This window comes from Paenarthrobacter sp. Y-19 (assembly GCF_029223985.1).
GTDB classification, from domain to species: domain Bacteria; phylum Actinomycetota; class Actinomycetes; order Actinomycetales; family Micrococcaceae; genus Arthrobacter; species Arthrobacter nicotinovorans.
The window spans coordinates 2,074,030-2,094,933 of sequence record NZ_CP119414.1 but is presented as its reverse complement, the minus strand read 5'-3'; the positions used below and the strand labels follow the sequence as shown (position 1 = coordinate 2,094,933).

The 20,904-nt window shown below is 63.1% G+C and carries 19 protein-coding genes, 2 tRNA genes and 1 riboswitch; of the genes, 18 read left to right on the top strand and 3 right to left on the bottom strand.

All coding sequences use genetic code 11. The features are described 5' to 3' along the window. Positions 1 to 2 precede the first annotated feature (2 nt). Genes PYR64_RS09685 through ndk form a run of 3 tightly spaced genes read left to right on the top strand, consistent with a single transcriptional unit; the run spans position 3 to position 2,294 of the window. Entirely contained in the window at positions 3 to 1,364 is a 1,362-nt protein-coding gene (locus PYR64_RS09685) for a folylpolyglutamate synthase/dihydrofolate synthase family protein (protein WP_275779602.1), read from the top strand. A gap of 1 nt (position 1,365) precedes the next feature. Then, on the top strand, positions 1,366 to 1,818 hold the full coding sequence (locus PYR64_RS09680) for a DUF4233 domain-containing protein (RefSeq protein WP_039241765.1): 453 nt from the start codon (positions 1,366 to 1,368) through the stop codon (positions 1,816 to 1,818). 56 nt (positions 1,819 to 1,874) lie between these two features. Next, positions 1,875 to 2,294: a nucleoside-diphosphate kinase gene (gene ndk / locus PYR64_RS09675; protein WP_018777822.1), complete on the top strand. Its 420-nt coding sequence runs from the start codon at positions 1,875 to 1,877 to the stop codon at positions 2,292 to 2,294. A gap of 77 nt (positions 2,295 to 2,371) precedes the next feature. Here the strand turns inward: ndk and PYR64_RS09670 are convergent, their stop codons facing one another. Beyond that, positions 2,372 to 3,043 carry a vitamin K epoxide reductase family protein gene (locus PYR64_RS09670; protein WP_018777821.1) on the bottom strand — a complete coding sequence of 224 codons (672 nt, stop codon included), beginning with the start codon at positions 3,041 to 3,043 and terminating at the stop codon, positions 2,372 to 2,374. Between the two features lie 470 nt (positions 3,044 to 3,513). On the opposite strand from PYR64_RS09670, the gene PYR64_RS09665 reads away from it, so the two are divergent. The 12 genes from PYR64_RS09665 to PYR64_RS09610 all read left to right on the top strand — a co-directional run bounded on the left by PYR64_RS09665 (position 3,514) and on the right by PYR64_RS09610 (position 16,513). Beyond that, positions 3,514 to 6,660, top strand: a complete 3,147-nt coding sequence (locus PYR64_RS09665; protein ID WP_275779599.1) for an Rne/Rng family ribonuclease — start codon at positions 3,514 to 3,516, stop codon at positions 6,658 to 6,660. An 86-nt stretch (positions 6,661 to 6,746) separates the two neighbouring features. Beyond that, positions 6,747 to 6,845: riboswitch (TPP riboswitch) on the top strand. Next, on the top strand, positions 6,836 to 8,371 hold the full coding sequence (gene thiD, locus PYR64_RS09660) for a bifunctional hydroxymethylpyrimidine kinase/phosphomethylpyrimidine kinase (protein ID WP_275779597.1): 1,536 nt from the start codon (positions 6,836 to 6,838) through the stop codon (positions 8,369 to 8,371). Its footprint overlaps the riboswitch before it by 10 nt. 370 nt (positions 8,372 to 8,741) lie before the next feature. Beyond that, the gene (gene rplU, locus PYR64_RS09655; protein WP_018777818.1) at positions 8,742 to 9,050 is read left to right on the top strand and encodes a 50S ribosomal protein L21; all 309 of its coding nucleotides are present in this window, start codon (positions 8,742 to 8,744) and stop codon (positions 9,048 to 9,050) included. Positions 9,051 to 9,112: 62 nt separating this feature from the next. Beyond that, positions 9,113 to 9,376 carry a 50S ribosomal protein L27 gene (rpmA, locus tag PYR64_RS09650; protein ID WP_003803426.1) on the top strand — a complete coding sequence of 88 codons (264 nt, stop codon included), beginning with the start codon at positions 9,113 to 9,115 and terminating at the stop codon, positions 9,374 to 9,376. A 136-nt stretch (positions 9,377 to 9,512) separates the two neighbouring features. Then, positions 9,513 to 11,099, top strand: a complete 1,587-nt coding sequence (gene obgE, locus PYR64_RS09645) for a GTPase ObgE (protein WP_275779590.1) — start codon at positions 9,513 to 9,515, stop codon at positions 11,097 to 11,099. Beyond that, the gene (gene proB, locus PYR64_RS09640) at positions 11,089 to 12,270 is read left to right on the top strand and encodes a glutamate 5-kinase (protein WP_018777816.1); all 1,182 of its coding nucleotides are present in this window, start codon (positions 11,089 to 11,091) and stop codon (positions 12,268 to 12,270) included. Before obgE ends, proB begins: the two co-directional genes overlap by 11 nt. Then, a complete protein-coding gene (locus tag PYR64_RS09635; protein ID WP_055976052.1) occupies positions 12,267 to 13,631 on the top strand; it encodes a glutamate-5-semialdehyde dehydrogenase in 1,365 nt (454 codons plus the stop codon). The genes proB and PYR64_RS09635 overlap by 4 nt, the downstream gene beginning before the upstream one ends. 82 nt (positions 13,632 to 13,713) lie before the next feature. Further along, entirely contained in the window at positions 13,714 to 13,953 is a 240-nt protein-coding gene (locus PYR64_RS09630) for a hypothetical protein (protein WP_018777814.1), read from the top strand. Positions 13,954 to 13,957: 4 nt separating this feature from the next. After that, the gene (nadD, locus tag PYR64_RS09625; protein ID WP_227453706.1) at positions 13,958 to 14,632 is read left to right on the top strand and encodes a nicotinate-nucleotide adenylyltransferase; all 675 of its coding nucleotides are present in this window, start codon (positions 13,958 to 13,960) and stop codon (positions 14,630 to 14,632) included. A 9-nt stretch (positions 14,633 to 14,641) separates the two neighbouring features. Continuing rightward, the gene (locus PYR64_RS09620) at positions 14,642 to 15,862 is read left to right on the top strand and encodes a hypothetical protein (RefSeq protein ID WP_275779586.1); all 1,221 of its coding nucleotides are present in this window, start codon (positions 14,642 to 14,644) and stop codon (positions 15,860 to 15,862) included. Positions 15,863 to 15,919: 57 nt separating this feature from the next. Beyond that, complete coding sequence (gene rsfS, locus PYR64_RS09615; RefSeq protein ID WP_275779584.1) at positions 15,920 to 16,324, top strand: ribosome silencing factor; 405 nt, start codon at positions 15,920 to 15,922, stop codon at positions 16,322 to 16,324. Between the two features lie 116 nt (positions 16,325 to 16,440). Further along, positions 16,441 to 16,513, top strand: a tRNA-Ala gene (locus PYR64_RS09610). Between the two features lie 125 nt (positions 16,514 to 16,638). On the opposite strand, the gene PYR64_RS09605 is transcribed toward PYR64_RS09610, so the two are convergent. Further along, positions 16,639 to 17,238, bottom strand: a complete 600-nt coding sequence (locus tag PYR64_RS09605; protein ID WP_018777810.1) for a ScbR family autoregulator-binding transcription factor — start codon at positions 17,236 to 17,238, stop codon at positions 16,639 to 16,641. Positions 17,239 to 17,597: 359 nt separating this feature from the next. Here PYR64_RS09605 and PYR64_RS09600 point away from each other — a divergent pair. Next, a tRNA-Ala gene (locus PYR64_RS09600) sits at positions 17,598 to 17,670 on the top strand. Between the two features lie 76 nt (positions 17,671 to 17,746). Here the strand turns inward: PYR64_RS09600 and PYR64_RS09595 are convergent. After that, positions 17,747 to 18,124, bottom strand: coding sequence for a cupin domain-containing protein (locus PYR64_RS09595; RefSeq protein WP_018777809.1), 378 nt, complete (start codon positions 18,122 to 18,124; stop codon positions 17,747 to 17,749). A 218-nt stretch (positions 18,125 to 18,342) separates the two neighbouring features. Between PYR64_RS09595 and PYR64_RS09590 the strand changes: the two genes are divergently transcribed. Both PYR64_RS09590 and PYR64_RS09585 read left to right on the top strand, forming a co-directional pair. Then, positions 18,343 to 19,473 (top strand): methyltransferase, encoded by a 1,131-nt coding sequence (locus PYR64_RS09590; protein ID WP_275779582.1) that lies wholly within the window; start codon positions 18,343 to 18,345, stop codon positions 19,471 to 19,473. A 170-nt stretch (positions 19,474 to 19,643) separates the two neighbouring features. Continuing rightward, positions 19,644 to 20,894 carry an ROK family transcriptional regulator gene (locus tag PYR64_RS09585; protein WP_275779580.1) on the top strand — a complete coding sequence of 417 codons (1,251 nt, stop codon included), beginning with the start codon at positions 19,644 to 19,646 and terminating at the stop codon, positions 20,892 to 20,894. Positions 20,895 to 20,904 lie beyond the last annotated feature (10 nt).

Below are 20,904 nucleotides of genomic sequence, written 5' to 3'. Positions count from 1 at the left end.
CCATGACTGACGAATTTTCCGTTGAGAGCGTCTACGCCGAACTCCTTGGCAGGGCGCCGGAAAACAAGATGGAACCGCGCCTTGCGCCGCTTTTCCGTGCCATGGACGTGCTGGGGGAGCCGAACAAGGCTTTCCCGATCATCCACATCACGGGCACCAACGGCAAGACTTCCACTGCCCGCATGATCGAAGCCGGTTTGCGCGCCCACGGACTCAGCACGGGCCGCTACACCAGCCCGCACCTGTCAAAGGTCACTGAGCGCATCAGTATTGATGGCGAGCCGGTACCGGACGCGACGTTCGTACGCATCTGGGATGAGATACGCCCGTACCTGGAAATCGTTGACAACGAGCTCGTTGCGGAGAACCAGCCGCGCCTGACGTACTTCGAATGCCTGACCATTCTTGGCTTCGCGGTGTTCGCGGACCAGCCGGTGGACGTCGCAGTGATTGAAGTCGGCTTGGGAGGCATCACCGATGCCACCAACGTCGGAGACGGCCAGGTCTCGGTCATCACGCCGATCTCGCTGGACCACACGGACCTCCTGGGCGACACCACCGAGGACATTGCCTACGAGAAGGCCGGAATCATCAAAGCCGGCGGCTTCCTGGTAAGTGCGGCCCAGCCGGTGGACGCGGCCCAGGTCCTGCTGGAAAAGGCCCGTGAAGTGGACGTGCCCTTCCGCTTCGAGGGCGTCGAGTTCGGCGTCGAGTCCCGCAGTGTCGCCGTGGGTGGCCAGGTCCTGACCATCCAGGGACTCGCCGGGCGCTACGAGGATCTTCTGCTGCCGTTGCACGGTGCCCACCAGGCCGAGAACGCCGCTGTTGCCGTGGCCGCCCTTGAGGCATTCTTCGGCGGGGGAGAAAAGGAACTGGACGCCGAGGTGCTGAAGGAAGCATTCGGCACCGTGACATCTCCCGGCCGGTTGGAAGTCGTGAGGACCGCACCCACGGTAGTGGTTGACGCAGCCCACAACCCGGACGGCATTCGTGTCACGGCAGAAGCAATCCAGGAGGCATTCACCTTCAGCAAACTGGTGGTGGTGGTTGGGGTCCTGCGCGAGAAGGACGCGGAGGAAATCCTGAAGACCCTCATGGAATCCCTCGGCGGACTCGCCGAGGAGTTCTGTTTCACGCAGTCCAACTCGGCGCGCGCCGTTCCGGCAGCGGAACTGGCTGAACTCGCCATCGACCTTGGCTTTGGCGAGGACAACGTGCATATCGCCGAGAAGCTCGACGACGCCATTGAATGGGCTGTCGAACGTGCCGAATCCAACGATGACCTGGCGGGCGGTGTCCTGGTGACGGGTTCCATCACGGTGGTGGCCGAGGCCCGGATCCTGCTGGGAAAGGCGAGTGCCTAGCATGGCGAAAATGACCAAAGCGCAGCGCGAATGGCGTCCCGGCATGCCGAAGAAGCGCCGGTCCACCAAAGTGATGTTTGCGTCCACGGTGCTGCTGCTCGAAGCCTTCGTGGCTTTCTTCGGCACCTTGGCTGTGTTCGGCCTGAAGCGCGGCGAAGTCGATCCGGGCATCATCCTGGGCGTCGGAATTGCCCTGAGCGTGGTGCTGGTCCTTGCCTGTGCCGTGCTGTCCAGGCCGTGGGGCATCGGACTGGGATGGGTGCTGCAGGTAGTGCTGATCCTGACGGGATTGGCCGAGCCCATGATGTTCATTGTCGGCATCCTCTTTGCCATCTGCTGGTGGTACGGGATCCGTGCCGGCATGAGGATCGACCGTGAGGTGGCCCAGCGCGACCGTGAACAGGCGGAATGGGACGCTGCCCACGGTGAAGAAGCCGGCCCGCAAACCCCGTAAACTGGCTGGGAAAACCACCGAACGTAAGTCACTGAACACATCACATTGGAGCAACTGTGAGCATTGAACGGACCCTCGTCCTGGTCAAGCCCGACGGCGTCGCCCGCAACCTGGGCGGGAGCATCCTCGCCCGCATCGAGGCCAAGGGCTACACCCTGGCCGAACTGAAGAAGGTCAACGCCACCCGTGAGCTGCTGGAGCAGCACTACGAGGAACACGTGGGCAAGCCCTTCTACGAGCCGCTGGTTGAGTTCATGCTGAGCGGACCGGTCATCGCTGCCGTCTTCGAGGGCCACCGCGTCATCGAAGGCTTCCGCTCACTGGCCGGAACGACGGATCCGACGACGGCGGCTCCGGGCACCATCCGTGGCGACTTCGGTCGCGACTGGGGCCTGGCGGTACAGCAGAACCTCGTCCACGGTTCCGACTCCGTTGAATCGGCCGAGCGCGAGATCAAGATCTGGTTCGCCGGCTAACCACGCCGCACCGACCTGACAGCTAAGGCCAATGTTCGAGTCGAACATTGGCCTTAGCTGTCACCCCGCGGATCGGTTTAGTAGCCGGACGTCCCAGCGAAAACGTGGATGAAGGCGAAGAAGATCGTGGCGATGACCGCGACATACAGCAGGGCCACAATGATCCACCCGGAATCGCCCAGCAACTTGGTCAAGCCCGGCGGTGCCTTGATGACGCCGTGGGAGATGTTCCGGATGGTCACCCAGACAAAGAGGGGGATCATGACGGCCCACACCACCATGCAGAACGGGCACAGTACATTGATGACGTACAGGGCCTGGGACCACAGCCAGACAACGAACACGAAACCGAGGGTCACGCCCGCCTGCAGTCCAAGCCAGTAGCCGCGCGAGAACCTGGCGCCGGCGAGAAGGCCCATGGCCGTGGTGATGATGACGGCAAAGGCCACAATGCCGATGAACATGTTGGGGAATCCGAACACGGAGCTCTGTGGTGTTTGCATCACGGCGCCGCAGGAAATCCACGGGTTCACATCGCAGACCGTTACATGGTTGGGGTCCTTGAGGACTTCCAGTTTCTCCAGGACCAACGCCCCGGACGCCAGCCAACCGATGACGCCGGTGACCAGGAGGAGCCAGGCGAAGGGCTTGTCGCGGACAGTCCTCGGCAACTTCTCCTGTTGTGCGGACGACTCTCCCGCAGTGGTGGAGGTATTGATGGCCAGGTTTTCCCTGGCGGTGCTCGGCATCGCGGATCGGATCCTTTTCGACGTTGTGCCCCGGCGGGCCGGGAAGGGTTCTTGGGAGGATTCTAACGCCGCTGGCTGTGGGCTGCGCCCAGCTTGTGCCGATCCGGACGACACAGCGTCCTAACGGGCGATGTCGCGCGGGTGTGAGAGAATGAACATGGCTGGAAGCCGACCCACATTCGGATTCCGGTCCGGTGACTTGTTCCCAAGACCGCCAGTATGAGCTGGGCATGCCCGGATCACGTCGATCCTCGGTAGGCCCGCCATAACAATGGACGGCACCTGGTTGTGGCAGCAGAACAACGGGTTTCAGAACTAAGCCGCCGGCCTTCCAGGGCTGCCGCACCCCAATGATGGTGCGAACCGGAAGGCATACTACCGACTTCTGTCAACGCCTGCGGGTTTTGACAATATTTGCCCCTCTGGGCGCCGGATGTGGCGGTGTCGCTGGGGCAGGAGTGTTGCCACATATGGATAATGACCAGGTTGTAGCCGTTAATGATGAGGCAGCTCCCGCGGAAACTGCGGAAGCGCCCAAGAAAACCACCCGGACCCGGCGCAAGGCTGCGCCCAAGGCAGTTGCTGAGGTAGAGGCAACTGAGGCCCCTGTCACTGGGACGCCCGCAGTTGCGGAAACTCCCGAGGCTGACGCCAAGCCCGTACGCCGCACCCGGTCCCGCAAGAAGGTTGAGCCAACCGAGCCCTTGCCCGGCCTCGGCGATGAAACCGCCGCAGGCCAGGAGCCTGCTGCCGAAACCCAGCCCGAAGCCGTCCTTGAAGCTGCCGCCGAAAAGCCGGTCCGCCGTCGTCGTGCTGCCAAGCCCAAGGTGGAGGCAGAAGAGACGCCCGCAGCTGCTGAAGTTGTTGAAGAAACCACGACGCCGGAGGCCGGCACCCAGCCGGAAGAACCTGCTGCTGAGGAAGAGGCTCCGGCCGAGGAAGCTGCTCCTGCCGCTGCCACCTCGCTGTTCATGGAGCCGGTTTCCATCACGTCGATGATCTTCCAGGCCCCTGACCTCACCACTGTCCCGCGCGTTGCGGCCGTGGAAGAGACGGACGACGAGCCGGAAGACGACGCTGAAGCAGCCGCAGACGGTGAGCTGGACGAGGGTGGCAGTCGTCGCCGTCGCCGGAGCCGCGGCCGCCGCGGGCGCCGTGGCACTGAACGCGACGAGAACGACACCGAAGACAGCAATGACTCCGGCGACGAAGAAACTCCCGCAGCTGAAGCCCTCGAAGAAGGCGTCACGTCGCGTCGCCGTCGTCGTCGGCGTCGTGGAGACCAGGACCTTGAACTGACGGGCGGCTCGGATGACGACCCGCCCAACACGGTAACCCGCGTTCGCGCCCCCCGGCCCATCACGGAAACGGCTCCTTCCAACCGGGTCGCAAGCGTCAAGGGCTCCACCCGGCTCGAGGCCAAGAAGCAGCGTCGCCGCGAGTCCCGCGAGACCGGACGTCGCCGCCAGGTGATTACCGAAGCCGAGTTCCTGGCACGCCGCGAATCCGTGGACCGGCAAATGATCGTCCGCCAGCGCGACGACAGAATCCAGATCGCAGTCCTTGAAGATGGCGTCCTGGCCGAGCACTTCGTGTCCAAGACGCAGCAGGACTCCCTGATCGGCAACGTCTATCTCGGCAAGGTCCAGAACGTCCTGCCATCCATGGAAGCTGCATTCGTTGATATCGGACGCGGCCGCAACGCGGTGCTGTACGCCGGTGAAGTCAACTGGGATGCAGTGAACCTGGAGGGCCAGCCGCGCCGGATCGAGAATGCGCTGAAGTCCGGCGACTCCGTCCTGGTCCAGGTGACCAAGGATCCGGTGGGTCACAAGGGTGCCCGCCTCACAAGCCAGATCTCACTTCCGGGCCGCTACCTTGTGTACGTGCCGGGTGGATCCATGACCGGCATCTCCCGCAAGCTGCCCGACGTCGAACGCAACCGCCTCAAGCGGATCCTGAAGGACCGCCTGCCGGAAAACGCCGGAGTCATCGTCCGTACGGCCGCTGAAGGTGCCTCGGAAGAAGAACTGACCCACGACATCAACCGTTTGCGCGCGCAGTGGGAAGGTATCGAAGGGCAAGCTTCCTCCACCAAGGTGCTGGCACCGGAACTGCTTTACGGCGAACCGGACCTCACCATCAAGGTTGTCCGTGACGTCTTCAACGAGGACTTCTCCAAGCTGATCGTCTCCGGTGACGACGCCTGGGACACCATCGAGGCCTATGTAACCTATGTTGCCCCCGACCTCGTGGGCCGCCTTGAAAAATGGACCAAGGATCAAGACATCTTCGCTGCCTGGCGCATCGATGAGCAGATCCACAAGGCCCTGGAGCGCAAGGTCTTCCTGCCATCCGGTGGCTCGCTGGTCATTGACCGCACCGAAGCCATGACGGTGGTGGACGTCAACACGGGTAAGTTCACCGGCAGTGGTGGAAACCTGGAAGAGACAGTTACCAAGAACAACCTTGAAGCTGCCGAGGAAGTCGTTCGCCAGCTTCGCCTGCGTGACATCGGCGGCATCATCGTCATCGACTTCATCGACATGGTCCTGGAATCCAACCGCGACCTCGTTCTCCGCCGCATGGTGGAGTGCCTGGGCCGTGACCGTACCAAGCACCAGGTTGCTGAAGTAACGTCACTGGGCCTTGTCCAGATGACCCGCAAGCGCATGGGCACCGGTCTCCTTGAAGTCTTCGGTGAGCAGTGCGAGCACTGCGCAGGCCGCGGTGTCGTGACGCATGACGAGCCCGTGGAGCACCGCCGCGCCAACACCGTGGCAGCCGAGCAGCACCGTCCGCACACCGAGGCACAGCAGTCCACAGCCCGCACCGAGCGCAAGCGTCGCCGCGGCAAGGGCGGCGCCCAGGGAACGGTCGAAGCACCGGCCCAGGTCCATTCGACGCCGTCCGCCCCTGTTGCGGCACCGGCAGCACACCCGGAAGCCCAGGACCCTGCCCGTCAGGCAAAGGCCGAAGCAACCCGGGCTGCACTGGCGACGATTGCAGCGGCCGCGCATGCCGCCCACCTTCACGATGACGAGCTCCACAAGGCAGAGGAGCAAACCCGGGCGGCCGGGGAGCATGGTCCCGACGCCGGTTCAGTCTCCGCTGCCCCGACGGCCCAGGAAGCCGCGGCGCACGACGCCGCTGTCCGCGAAGGCCGGGCCACTCCAGTGTTGCGTTTTGGCGGCGAAGAGGTTGCCTTGCCTTTCGTTGAACACCACGATGAGCCGCAGGCAGCCCAGCCGGCCATGAGCCTGGATCGTCTGGCCGAAGCTTTCTCGCACCTTGGCGCGGCACCGTCGCCTGAGGACCAGAAAGCCAAGGAAGCTGTCGAAGCCCCGAAGGCTGCGAACATCCCGACGACTGAAGCTCCGGCTCCGGCCGCCGACGAAGCCCCCTCAGCATCGCGGGGTCGTCGTAGCCGCCGGAACCGCAGTGCAAGCAGGGCTCAAGGCGCGGCCAACGAGACCAGTGTTGAGCACCACGACGTGACCGCTACGGCCGCGAAGGGATCGGCGCACGAGTCCAAGGCGCCTGCGGAGCCGGTCAGGAAAGCGGCCCCGGACGAACCCATCATCCTGGGCGTCGGCGTACCGGCCTCCGAACTCTAACCGTTTGTGACCGCACCAAGGCCCCGCAGTTCCGCTACCAGCGGCAATTGCGGGGCCTTTTGCTGTTTGCCGGTGCGCTAGGCTGGGGGACTGACACGGGGTGCCAGGCGATGGGCCAGGCTGAGATCCAAACCCGTTGAACCTGTCCGGTTAGCACCGGCGAAGGGATGTCCTCATGGCCGCATTGTCATCTTCCGCTGTTTATCCGCTGGCGGAGGACCGCAGACGAACCCCCCGGGTACTTAGCATCGCGGGCTCCGACCCGTCCGGAGGAGCCGGAATCCAGGCTGATTTGAAGAGCATCGCCGCCCACGGTGGATATGGCATGGCTGCCGTTACGGCTTTGACGGCCCAGAACACCCTGGGTGTCAGCGGTGTGCACGTACCACCCGTGGAGTTCCTGCGCCAGCAACTGGACGCCGTCAGTACCGATATCGTCATCGACGCCGTGAAGATCGGGATGCTCGGCGACGCGGCTGTTATTGACGAGGTGCGCAGTTGGCTCGAATCGGTGCGCCCCGCCGTCGTGGTTCTTGATCCCGTGATGGTGGCCACCAGCGGTGACCGCCTGCTGACCGACTCCGCAGGGGAGGCCCTTCGTTCCCTGCTTCCATTGGCGGACCTGATCACGCCGAACCTGCCCGAGCTTGCCATATTGCTGGGGGAAACCGAGGCTGCTGATTGGGCATCGGCATTGGAGCAGGGCAAACGACTGGCAGCTGAGTGCGGAAACACGGTCTTGGTCAAGGGCGGTCATCTGGCCGGCTCGGAATGCCCCGATGCCTTGATCAACACCAGCGGGCTGTTGCGGCAGGACGTCATCGAAGTGGCAGGTCCAAGGATTGCGACCCGGAACAGCCATGGCACTGGATGCTCGTTGTCGTCCGCCTTGGCTACCGTCCAGGCGCGCACGGGCGACTGGGAGGCCTCACTGCGCGAAGCGAAACCATGGCTGCTCCAGGCCCTGAGGAGCGCAGGGGAGCTGGAAGTGGGCCGGGGCAACGGGCCTGTGGACCACTTCCACCACCAGCGCGTCCTCCAGCCTGGCGGATTTGCCGCCACTTTGTGGAAGGAAGCCATCCCGGAGCTTGAAAAAATCCACGGCCTCAACTTCATCCAGGAACTGCAGTCGGGGCATTTGCCGGAGCCGGCATTCAGCTACTACCTTGCGCAGGACGCCATCTATCTCAATGGCTATTCCAGGGTCCTTGCCCGTGCAGGCGCGTTGGCGCCCACCGAGGAAGAACAGCTGTTCTGGGCCAGGAGCTCACGGCAATGCCTGGAAGTTGAATCGGAACTGCACAGGAACTGGTTGAGCTCCCGTGAGGCTTCGGGCGTCACCGGACCGGTCACCAAAGCCTATGTGGACCATCTGCTGGCAACGTCGGCATCCGGCAGCTATGCGGTGGTCCTCGCGGCGATCCTGCCCTGCTACTGGTTGTATGCGGAAGTGGGTCAAAAGCTCCACGCCGCGTTCGTCGATGCCGGGGCCTCCGGCGGGCATCCCTATGCGGACTGGCTGCGGACGTACGCCGACGAGGACTTTGCCTCCGCCACAAGGATGGCGATCAACTTCACAGACGCGGCGGCCGTTGCCGCTTCCGGGCGTGAACGTGCGGAGATGCTTGAGGCTTTCAGGCAGTCCTGCCGCTACGAGACGGCGTTCTTTGATGCTCCGCGGCTCTACGCCCAGGGTGGCCCGGCGTGTTGAACCGGGACTGAACCGGGATGAAAAGCATGGCTTGTCCCGCGCGTCGCGGGCGTGATCACGTTAATCGCCGCCAAACCCTGTAGGCTGTATGGGCACGGTGCCGGGAGAGTCCGTTACACCTCGTGATGCAAGTCACGGGGTAGCCTCCGGTCCCGGCCTCATTTGCAGCTGAGGGTCAAACTAGCGTAATCTTGATCTTCGGTGCTTACGCCAACACTTGGGTTATGCCCCTTGGAATTGTTCATGGGATGACTCGCGGACTTCGAACAGAAGTCCACGGCGTTGAGGCACAGCGCGAACCAAGCCTGATTCCGGTGACAGGTTCCGCACGCAAATTTAGTTATAAACGTCGAGAGAAGTGAGTACCCAAGTGGTGTACGCGATTGTCCGCGCAGGCGGCCGCCAAGAAAAAGTTTCCGTTGGAGACTACGTAACGCTTAACCGCGTCCCCGGTGGAGCCGGTAGCACGCTTGAGCTGCCCGCCTTGCTCCTGGTTGACGGCGACAAGGTCACCTCCGCAGCAGCGGAACTGGCCAACGTCAAGGTTACGGCTGAGATCCTCGAAGACCTCCGTGGTCCGAAGATCGTCATCCAGAAGTTCAAGAACAAGACCGGCTACCGGAAGCGTCAGGGTCACCGTCAGGAACTGACCAAGATCAAGATCACCAGCATCGCGTAACTTTCGTTACCCGCTGTTCAGGTTTTTCAGTTTCCCCAGAAATTTAGAGGCAGGCATTTCACATGGCACACAAAAAAGGCGCGAGTTCCACTCGCAACGGTCGTGACTCCAACGCACAGTACCTGGGCGTCAAGCGCTTCGGTGGTCAGGTAGTCTCCGCCGGCGAAATCATCGTTCGCCAGCGCGGCACCCACTTCCACCCGGGTGCAGGCGTCGGTCGCGGTGGCGACGACACCCTGTTCGCCCTGCAGGCCGGTGCGGTTGAGTTTGGTACTCGCCGCGGCCGTCGCGTAGTGAACATCGTTGCTGCTGCAGCTGCAGAGTAACAACAAGTTCTGAACCGGTGGAGCGGGCCAAGCGGCCCGCTCCACCGTTCTTTTAACCGCATTACAATCGACTAGGGCGCCCTCAGGCGCGCTGGTTTTTGCAACAGCGCTGGCAACAGCAATAGAGGAGATCCACGTGGCGAGCTTTGTAGACCGGGTAGTCCTGCACGTATCCGGCGGAACCGGCGGCCACGGCTGTGTCTCCGTTAAGCGGGAAAAGTTCAAGCCGCTCGGCGGTCCCGACGGCGGCAACGGCGGCAACGGCGGGGACGTCATCCTCCGCGTGTCAGCCCAGACCACCACCTTGCTTGATTACCACCACGCACCCCACAGGCACGCCACCAATGGTGGCCCCGGCATGGGCGACTGGCGTGGAGGCAAGAACGGCGAGACCCTGATTCTTCCGGTCCCTGACGGCACCGTGGTCAAGACCAAGGACGGCGAAGTCCTGGCAGACCTGGTGGGCGAGGGTACTGAATACGTTGCGGCCGCCGGCGGCCAGGGTGGCCTCGGCAACGCTTCCCTTTCTTCGCAAAAGCGACGCGCCCCGGGCTTTGCGCTCCTCGGCATCGAAGGCGAATCCAGTGACATCGTCCTGGAACTGAAGTCCATTGCCGATATTGCCCTGGTCGGCTTCCCCTCCGCGGGCAAGTCCAGCTTGATTGCTGCCATGTCCGCTGCCCGGCCGAAGATCGCCGACTACCCGTTCACCACCCTCATCCCCAACCTGGGCGTGGTCCAGGCCGGAGACGTCCGCTTCACCATTGCCGACGTTCCGGGCCTCATCGAAGGCGCCAGCGAGGGCAAGGGCCTTGGTCATAACTTCCTCCGCCACGTTGAGCGCTGTGCTGCCCTGGTCCACGTGCTTGACTGCGGAACCCTGGAATCGGACCGCGATCCGCTCTCCGACCTCGCCATCATTGAGGCCGAACTGGAGAAGTACGCCGTCGATATGAGCTACGCCGGCGTTGACGGTGAAGTTGTCCCGTTGAACGAGCGACCCAAGCTGGTAGTCCTGAACAAGGTCGACCTCCCCGACGGCAAGGATATGGCCGAGTTCGTGCGTCCCGACCTGGAGGCGCGGGGCTACCGTGTCTTCGAAGTGTCGGCAACCAGCCACGAAGGCTTGCGCCAGCTCGGCTTTGCCATGGCCGAAATCGTCAAGGCTGCGCGCGACGCCGTCCAGGCTGCACCCCCCAAGGTGGCTCCGCCGGTCCTTCGCCCGCGCGCCGTCAACGAGTCCGGTTTCAAGATCCGTCGTGAAGAGAAGAACCTCGAGCCGCTGTTCCGCGTACTGGGCGAAAAGCCCGTGCGCTGGGTCAAGCAGACCGACTTCACGAACGAGGAAGCCATCGGCTACCTTGCAGACCGCCTCGCCAAGCTTGGTGTTGAGACGGAACTGTTCAAGGTTGGCGCCAAGCCCGGCGATACCGTCGTCATTGGCGAGGATGACGGCGTCGTCTTCGACTGGGAGCCCACCATGATGGCTGGTGCCGAACTTTTGGCAACTCCGCGAGGCACCGATATCCGTGTTGCTGACATTGGTGACCGTCCCACGCGTTCGCAGAAGCGCGAGGAGCAGATCGAGCGCCGCGAGGCCAAGGCTGCTGCGCGCGCCGAACTCGAAGCCGAGCGCAAGGCGGGCATCTGGACAGAGTCCGTCAGCGGGCGCCGCGCCCAGACGGTGAGGGAAAGCACCCTGGATTCCGGTGATGACGACTAGGACCATTGACGTTTCCGAGGACGCTGCCGGACTGGAGCGCCAGGGGATAGCCACCGCCAAACGGATAGTGGTCAAGGTGGGTTCATCCTCCCTGACCAGCATCAAGGGTGGCATCTCCGAGAAGTCCTTGACGCAACTCGTCAACGCACTCGCCGGAAAGCGAAATGCCGGAACCGAGATTATCCTCGTTTCTTCGGGCGCCATTGCGGCCGGGCTGGCACCGTTGGGCCTGGCAAAGCGGCCCAAGGATCTTGCCACCCAGCAGGCGGCAGCAAGTGTCGGCCAGGGTCTCCTGATGGCCCGCTACACGCAGGCGTTCAATGCACACGGGGTAACTGTGAGCCAGGTCCTGCTGACCGCCGATGACCTCATGCGCCGGACCCAGCACACCAATGCCTTCCGGGCCTTGGACCGGCTGCTGAATCTTGGCGTGGTGCCGGTGGTCAATGAGAACGACACCGTGGCAACCCATGAAATCCGTTTTGGCGACAACGACCGCTTGGCTGCCTTGGTGGCGCACTTGGTCCGCGCCGATGCGCTGGTGCTGCTGTCCGACGTCGACGCCGTTTATGACGGTCCGCCGTCCCAAGGCGCCCGGCGCATCCCGCTGGTGCGCGGACCCCAGGACCTGGAGGACGTCACCATCGGCAAGGCCGGCAAGGCCGGTGTCGGAACGGGCGGCATGATGACCAAGGTCGAGGCCGCGTCGATTGCCGCAAGTTCCGGGATACATGCTTTGGTCACCTCCACGGCCAATGCCGCAGCGGCACTGGCGGGGGAGGACGTGGGAACCTGGTTCGCCGTGAACGGCAACCGCAAACCCGTCCGCCTCTTGTGGCTCGCGCACCTGGCGACGGTGCAGGGACGTTTGGTGCTCGACGACGGCGCCGTCAAGGCTGTGCGCGACAGGCACCGCTCATTGCTTCCCGCCGGCATCTCGGAGGTCGGGGGCGAATTCGAAGCCGGTGATCCGGTGGAGATGGTGGCATTGGACGGAAGCATCGTGGCCCGTGGCTTGGTGAACTACTCGTCGGAGGAACTTCCCCGCATGCTGGGCCGCACTACCCAGGAGCTTGGTCAGTCGCTGGGACGGGGCTATGACCGCGAAGTTGTTCATGTTGACGATCTGGTGCTTCTGCGCGGGCCGCGCTCATCTAAACTGGGTGCATGACTGAAGCGCTGACCCCTGACGCCCCTGTGATTTCCGACGCTACCGGCACTGCCGGCACCGCGCCGGAGAACCCTGCGGCAGGACGCGTTCCATTGACTCCGGAGGAACTCGAAGCTGCTGTCCACGCCATTGCCGATCGTTCCCGGAAAGCAGCACGCCGCCTGGGACAGGCCAACCGTGCGTGGAAAGACCGTGCGCTTCGTGCAATCGGGGCAGCTTTGCTTGAGAACCGGAAGCATGTCCTTGAAGCCAATGCCAAGGATGTTGCCGTAGGCCGCGCCAACGGCACGTCTGCAGCTCTCCTGGACCGGCTCACTCTTACTCCGGAGCGCATCGACGGCCTGGTGGCCGCATTGGAGAACCTGGCCGGCTTGCCGGACCCCGTGGGCAACGTGGTCCGTGGGCAGACACTGCCTAACGGTCTGCGCCTGCGCCAGGTCAATGTGCCGATGGGTGTTGTTGCCGCCATCTACGAAGCGCGCCCCAACGTCACTGTGGACATTGCCGGCCTCGCCCTCAAGAGTGGCAACGCCGTGATCCTCCGTGGCGGTTCCGCTGCCGCGAACACCAACGAGGCCTTGGTCCGGATCCTGCGCGACGCCTTGGACTCGGTGGGACTTCCTGCTGATGCCGTGCAGACAGTTGACCAGTATGGCCGCGAAGGTGCCAATGTCCTGATGCGTGCCCGCGGGCGGGTGGACGTCCTCATTCCCCGGGGCGGACGCGAGCTTATCCAGACTGTCGTGACCAACTCCTCGGTGCCGGTTATCGAAACAGGTGAGGGCAATGTCCACATCTTCATTGATGAGTCGGCGGGTGAAGAGATGGCCGTGGAGATCCTCCTCAATGCCAAGACCCAACGTCCGAGTGTCTGCAATACCGTGGAGACACTCCTGGTGCATTCAGGGTCGACGGCCTTGCCCGCAGTAGCGGCCGCACTGCGCAAGGCGGGCGTGACACTTCACGTCGATGACAGGATCGCGGCTGCCCTCGGCAGCGCAGTCGAGACTGTTCCCGCGGACGACGACGACTGGGCCACTGAGTACATGGACCTCGACCTGGCTGTGGCCATGGTGGACAGCCTGGATGACGCGGTGAAGCACATCCGCAAGTGGACCACCGGGCACACAGAAGCCATCCTGACGAACAACCTCGCCAACGCGGAGAGGTTCATCGCCGAGATTGACTCGGCGGCCGTGATTGTCAACGCTTCAACACGGTTCACCGACGGCGGTGAGCTTGGGCTTGGTGCCGAGGTTGGTATCTCCACCCAGAAGCTCCACGCCCGAGGTCCCATGGGCCTCACCGAACTGACCACTACAAAGTGGATCGTGCAGGGTGAAGGCCAAGTCCGCAGCTAGCAACGCGGTAACATAGAACAGAAGTCCGGAACGGCGGGGAGTCCCGCCGTCGAAATCCTTTGAGAACCAACTAGGGGAGAAGATGCTGTTTCAGCAGATCGCCACGTCCATTGCCGCCGAGACAGAAGGCGGCCACGAGGAACTCGCCCCGCTGTGGGCCGAGCCGTGGGTCTTCGGCGTCTCGATGTTTGCCCTGCTGCTGGTTCTCATGTTCGTAACCCTGTCCTACACCAACCTGGGTAACCGCCACGAGGCAGTGGAGGAGCACGCTGACCCGCACCGCCAGCACCCGAACAAGCACACCCACGGCCAGGGCCACTAACATTATTGCCGCAACACCTCGCGGGGAGTCGGAGCGCAGGCTTCGGCTGGGCGTGATGGGTGGAACCTTCGACCCCATCCATCACGGCCACCTTGTGGCTGCAAGCGAAGTCGCAGCCAAGTTCGACCTCGACGAAGTTGTTTTCGTGCCCACCGGTCAACCGTGGCAGAAGTCGCACAAGCTGGTCAGTGAACCCGAACACAGGTACCTGATGACCGTTATCGCGACGGCATCAAACCCACGGTTTACTGTCAGCCGCGTTGACGTGGACCGGCCCGGCCCGACTTTCACCATCGATACCCTTCGGGATCTTCGGGCCCAGCGCCCCGACGCCGACCTCTTCTTCATCACCGGCGCGGATGCCCTGGCCCAGATCCTGTCCTGGAAAGACGTGGACGAGCTCTGGTCCTTGGCCCACTTTGTGGGGGTTACCCGCCCCGGACACGAGCTGAACGACCTCGGCCGGACTGACGACGTAAGCTTGCTCGAAGTCCCGGCCATGGCCATATCCTCCACGGATTGCCGTATCCGCGTGGGTGCAGGCAACCCGGTGTGGTACCTGGTCCCTGACGGTGTGGTGCAGTACATCGCAAAGTATGGACTGTATGCACCTGACGCTGTACCAGGAGAACTGTCGCCGGCACTGTCCGGATCAGACGACCAAGCACGTACTGAATGAGTTTGTAAAATGAGCAGCCAGGAACAGCGACCCATCCGCAGCAGGCGTGAGCTTCGCCGTGCCCGGGAACAGAACCCGGAAGTCCAGGCGGAGCCTACGGCCCCGCAGGAGACAGAGCCTGCTGACGGTGCAGAGCGCTCCAACGGACGCAACCGTCGCGCGGCGGATGCGCCTGTGGATGCGGTGGGTGCTGCGGCCCAGGAACGCTCGTCCCAGATCCGGGCGCGTGACCGCGCCGCACTGCGCACCATCAAGGAGCTCGCCGATAAGGAAGAGCAACTCTCAGGTGGCGGTCCGCCCACCCGGCGCCAGCTTCGGCTTCAGCAGCTTCAGGCAGAAGTTGCCACGTCCATGAACCCGGTTGTTCCCATGCCCGGCGCCAAGCCGAAGGCTGCGGACAAAGACGGGGAAAATCCGCCGACGCGGGATGAGCCACAAGCGTCCCCTCAGTCGAAAACACCGGCACCCGCCGGGTCTGGCGGTGTACCAGCGGCCGAATCAGAGATGTCCGTGGAACAGGCCCTTGCTGTTCGCGAACTGATTGCCGCGCAGGTCCAAAACCAGACTTCCAAGCTCGAACACATTGCCGAGCAGGATCCGCTTGCCGTTGATCCCGAGGTCCTGGCCCAGCAGATCGCCCTGGCCGAGCGCGCGGCCGTGCTGAACAAACGTGCCGCTGCCAAGCAAAAGCTGGCAGAGCAGAATCAGGCCGAACGGAACCAACCCGGGCAGAGCGGGCCTGGCCAGAACCAGCCCGGGCTGAACCATCCCGGGCAGGGCAAGGAGCCTTCTACATCGGCCGGTCCTTCGACGGCGAACAACCTCGCCATGGTGACTCCGTTGGAGTTCGTCAAGGTTCCCGGCGTCGAACGCCCGGTGATGAAGCGTCCCAGCACTACCTTTGTCCCGTTGGTCACCTCGTCCGGCCCCAAGCTTGATCCGGTACAGGCACCGGCGAAGGAACGTGCTCCGCGTGGGCGTGCGGGGGTTCTTGCCCGCGCCGAGGCGGTTGCCCGGTCATCCAGGAACAAAGCCACCTCCACGGCAGAAACAAGCGAAGAAACACAGCGGCCTCCTGTGTCTGCCAGTGCCGCCTATGGACTGGATCCGCTGGATGCCAGTACTGCCGGCCTGGCCAGGGCCCAACGGAGCCGCTTGCTGCAATACGGCGTCCTGGCATTGGGCCTGGTTGCCCTGATCGTCGGCATCATCATGATTACCAGCGGATAGTTCCGCCCCAACGGCTCACGCCATTTCCCGGCCACGCGCCATAACTAGGAGTTCCCTTTGTCTGCACATGAACAATCCATCACCCTCGCCCGTCACGCTGCCCGTGCCGCGGCGGACAAGCTCGCAGAAGACATCGTCGCGCTGGATGTCAGCGAGCGTTTGGCGCTGACCGACGTCTTCCTGATCGCATCAGCTCCCACTGAGCGCCAGGTCAACGCAATCGTGGACGGGATCGAGGAGGAACTGCTGAAGCAGGACCTTCGGCCCGTGCGCCGCGAAGGCCGCTCCGAAGGCCGCTGGGTCCTCCTGGATTACGCCGACATTGTCATCCACGTCCAGCACGCGGAAGACCGCGTCTTCTATGCATTGGAGCGCCTCTGGAAGGACTGCCCCGTGGTAGATCTTGAACTCGGTGATGACGCTTCCGCCAAGGCTGCAACCACGGAGGATTCCGAAGCCTAGGACGCTGCGGCAAGCGAATATGCCCGATTTGGAATTATCGGAAATGCTGTTCTAAGATATTTGAGTTGCTTCGGCGCGGATGGCTTCCAAAGCCAAGCGTGAAGCAGCAAGAATATGGGGCTGTGGCGCAGCTGGTAGCGCACCTGCATGGCATGCAGGGGGTCAGGGGTTCGAGTCCCCTCAGCTCCACCCTATGAGGCTCCGCTTCTCTTCCTGGATCATCCGGTGAGGGAGGCGGGGCCTTTTTCGTGTCCGGCTTCCCGGCACGAAGCTGCCGACCCTGGGGTGGGCTGAAAGACCCGCCCGGTGCCGGGCTAGTCCGGTGAGCCCGGTCGGACGGGAGACAGGGCCGGCAGCATGAATTCCCACATTTGCTCTATGCGCTGCAGCACGTCGTCGCGTCCGGTCAGTACGTCGGAAACCAATTGGACGCCGGTGAAGGAGGCCACCAGGTACCGGCCGAAGGCGGCGGCATCCAGGTCCGCGCGGACCGCGCCCTCAACCTTGGCCTGTCCCAGGAGGCCCTCTACCGTGGCGATCCAGTCCTCGTAAGGCCCGGATACGTCTGCCTCGAACGCTGAAGCTTCAAAGGTAAGGCGTATACCGGCCCGGACGATCGGTTCGTCCAGGAGTTGCCGGCCAAACATCCTGCAGAGCGCGATGATCTTGTCCAACGCAGGTGCGCTGGTGCCCAGGATGTCGGAACCTGCAGCCAGGACCTTGGAATGTTGTTCTTCGATCACTGCAAGCGCCAGGTCCCGCTTGGACGTGAAGTGAAAGTACAGTGCCCCCTTTGTCACCTCGGCGTGCGCGATGATGTCAGCCAGGCTCGCCTTCGCATAACCGATCCCGGCGAAGACCGATGCCGCCCCTTCAATGACGGCCAGCCGGGTTTCCTGCGCGCGTTGCTGCATCCGTTGTGAGGACCTCTCATGGTGGGCTGGCGGCGGAAGTAGCCGCCGTCGGGATTTCACAACGCTATCACCGCGCAAGTGCGGAAAGGCAGGGAAACCGACTGGACGGTTTTGTTTTCCGGCGCCGGGATCCTAGACTCCTTGGAGCACGTCATTTTGGGAGACTCCGCACGGCCCGTTTTGGGGGGAGGTGCAGTGGTTCGTTCCACGCACCTCGGTCGCGCGGGTCTCCCGAAGGACGGGCGGCCGGCGTGATGCACCTCACCTTCCGGCGATTTCTCTTCCGCTGGGATTGTGGTTAGTATTGACGAGTTGCTTCGACGGGAAGAGAAATACTTCCTGATGAAGTCAGCAAATCCGGGGCTGTGGCGCAGCTGGTAGCGCACCTGCATGGCATGCAGGGGGTCAGGGGTTCGAGTCCCCTCAGCTCCACTCCGGTAGAAAGGCCCCCGCTCAATCGAGCGGGGTCTTTTGCTTTCGGTCTGAACCGCAGCTCCAGCCCGGACGCCTACTTGAGGGCTTCGGCAAATTCGGCTCCGCTGACGAACTCGATGCCCTGGAATGGCTGATCTCCTACCACCCGGGCGTTGTGTCCAGGAGGGATGGAGTAGGAGGATCCCGGGGAAATGCTGATCTTGCCGCCGTCGTTTGTTTCGACTTCCAAGGAACCGGAAACGCAGAACCCGACGTGGCTTAACTGGCACGAATCGGTGCCGGCGGCAGGCTTGATGCAGTCTGCCCACGTCCAGCCTGGTTCAAACGTCATACGGGCGATGGTGTAATCTCCCACAGTGACCAGGTCCACTACGGTTTTGTCCGCACGCCGGGTTTCGTCGGGAGAGTTGTGGGACTTTGCGTCCAGGTTCGTGACAACATTGACACTCATGGCTTCTCGCAAGGGAAAGGGGAGCCCAGTGACGGGTGGTCCCGGCGCCTGGCTCCTGGGGTCGCCGTGACGAATGCCGGCCACCTTCGGGGTCTTCTCACCGCGCGGAGGAGGACAGGTGTTTGCGTAGTGCCAGCTTAAGCTTCCTCCGAAGCACCCATAAAGTCGAGACGACGGCAGCGGCCGGTTATTGAAACAAAGAAAGCGGGAACCTCCTAGTGGCGGTATTGGATCTTGGGGCGCTCTTTGACTCATTGAGCAGGTTGCCGGACGTAGAGGCCGACAACTTGCAGGCCTACGACGCCACGGACAAGCTGCTCTTGGAAACCGCCGTCGAATACAGCTCTCCCGATACCAGGATTGCCGTCATCGGCGACCGGTATGGTGCGTTGACCCTCGGCGCTTTGGCGGGGCTCGGCGTCGAACATGTCCGCGTCCACCAGGACCTTTTCTCCGGGAGGCTGGCCCTAAGGCGCAATGCGCAGGGGACCGGTGCCGAGGGGAAATTCAGCCCGCTGGAGCTCGGCAGGGAACTGCTTGAGGATGCGGAGCTGGTGCTGCTGCAGTTGCCTAAAGCCCTGGCGGAGTTGGAGGAAATCGCCGACGCCGTTGCACGGTTTGCTGCCCCGGGTGCTGTTTTGCTCGCCGGTGGTCGCGTAAAGCACATGACAATCGGCATGAACAGTGTGCTGGAAAAGTATTTTGGCTCCGTCCAGCCACAGTTGGCCCGCCAAAAGTCCCGGGTCCTGGTGGCGCGGGACGCCAGGCCGGTCAATGCTGCCCCGCCCTTTCCTGTGGTTGAGCCCTTGCCCGAACTGGGAATCACCGTCAGTGCCCAAGGTGCAGTCTTTGCGGGGGCACGCCTTGATATTGGGACGCGCTATCTGCTGACATTCCTTGACCGCATGCCCCAGGCGCGGTGTGTGGTGGACCTGGGGTGCGGGACGGGTATCCTCGCCACCATGGTTGCCTCGCAGCAAAAGAAAGCACGCGTTATCGCCACCGACCAATCTGCCGCGGCCGCTGCCTCGGCAAGGGGCACCGCTATGGCAAACGGACTGGGGGAGCGGATCACCGTACTCCACGACGACGCCATGTCGTCGCTCCCACCGGCCAGCGCCGATCTTATCTTGCTGAATCCTCCCTTCCACTTGGGCGCCAGCGTGCATGCCGGTGCCGCGATGCGGATGTTTGAAGCAGCCGCCCGCGTCCTGGCGCCGGGCGGGGAGTTGTGGACGGTGTACAACAGTCACCTGCGCTACCGGCCGACGCTTGAACGGCTGATCGGCCCCACCGTGGAAGAAGGCCGTAATCCAAAGTTCACGGTGACGCGCAGCAGGAAGCCTTGAGGGCTGTTCGTGACGTGTCAATGAACTGTGCTCGCATACAATGCAGTGTCATCGTTACCAACCCCTGACTTCCGAGCCAGCGTGTGCTCGTATCCGTGGGAGCAGTGGTGTCGTACGATGCACACAGAGACCAAATTCGACGAAGATTTTCCGAATGACTAGGGGCATCAGTGACTGAGATCCGGCAGCCGACACCGAGGCGCGGAACCAACCTACCCCGCATGGGGGACTTCAACCTGACCGTCATTCTGGAGGCGATCCGGCGGTCTTCGGGCGGACTCAGCCGTGTGGAACTGGCGCAGATCGTGGGGCTGTCGCCGCAAACGATTTCGAATATCTCCCGACGACTCCTTGACCAGCAGCTCATCGTCGAGGCAGGCAAAGAAGGGTCCGGTCCGGGAAAGCCGCGCACTATCCTGCGCCTCAACCCTGCGGGAATGTACGCCGTGGGAGTGCACCTGGACCCTGCAGTCATCACTTTCGTCGTTCTGGACCTGCTGGGCGATGTCGTCAAGCACTCCCGGATGGCTACTCCCGGTGGCGACCCCGCGGGGGTGATCACCAGCATCGCCGAACAGATCCAGTCACTCATCGAGGAATCGGGTGTCGACGCGTCAAAGATTGCCGGGCTGGGTGTTGCAGTTCCGGGTCCGATCGACCTCGACGAAGGTTCCGTGGTGGAGCCGCCACTGCTGACGCGTTGGAACAGGGTGCGGATCCGGGAAGCGTTGGCAAATGCCACGGGCCTGGAAACGCTGGTGGACAAGGACGTCACCAGTGCGGCGGTGGCCGAGACCTGGGCCGGCGGCGCGAGCGGCGCGGGAAGCTTCGTTTTCATGTACATGGGAACCGGCATCGGTTGCGGCATCGTCCTCAACGATGAGGTAGTGCGCGGGACCTCCGGCAACGCCGGCGAAATAGGCCACATCGTCGTTGACCCGGGAGGGCCGCAATGTGATTGCGGGCTTCAGGGTTGCGTCAAGTCATCCTGTATTCCGCAGGTGTTGGTGGCCGAAGCCGAAGCGGCAGGCGTCCTGGACGGTAACCGCCACGGGGCGGACGGTCCTGAAGTGCAGGAACGTTACGCGGAGTTGTGCGACAAGGCCGACGCCGGCGATGAACGCGCCATAGCGATTCTGGATAAGTCGGCAACGCTCGTGGCGCGGGCGGTCTCCGTGGTGACCAACACCCTGGACGTGGAGCGTGTGGTCTTCGGGGGGCCGTTCTGGGGCCGCATGTCACCTTATTTCCTGGATCGCGTTCCCAGCCTCCTGGACAAAAACAATGCCGCCCGCATGATCCACGGGCTCGAAGTCGTGGGTACCGGCGTAGGCGAAGACGTTGGTGCCATCGGTGCTGCTTGCCTCGTCCTGGAGCACATGCTTGCCCCCCGCGCCCAACGGCTTCTGCTGGAGGGCTGACCCAGCAGCG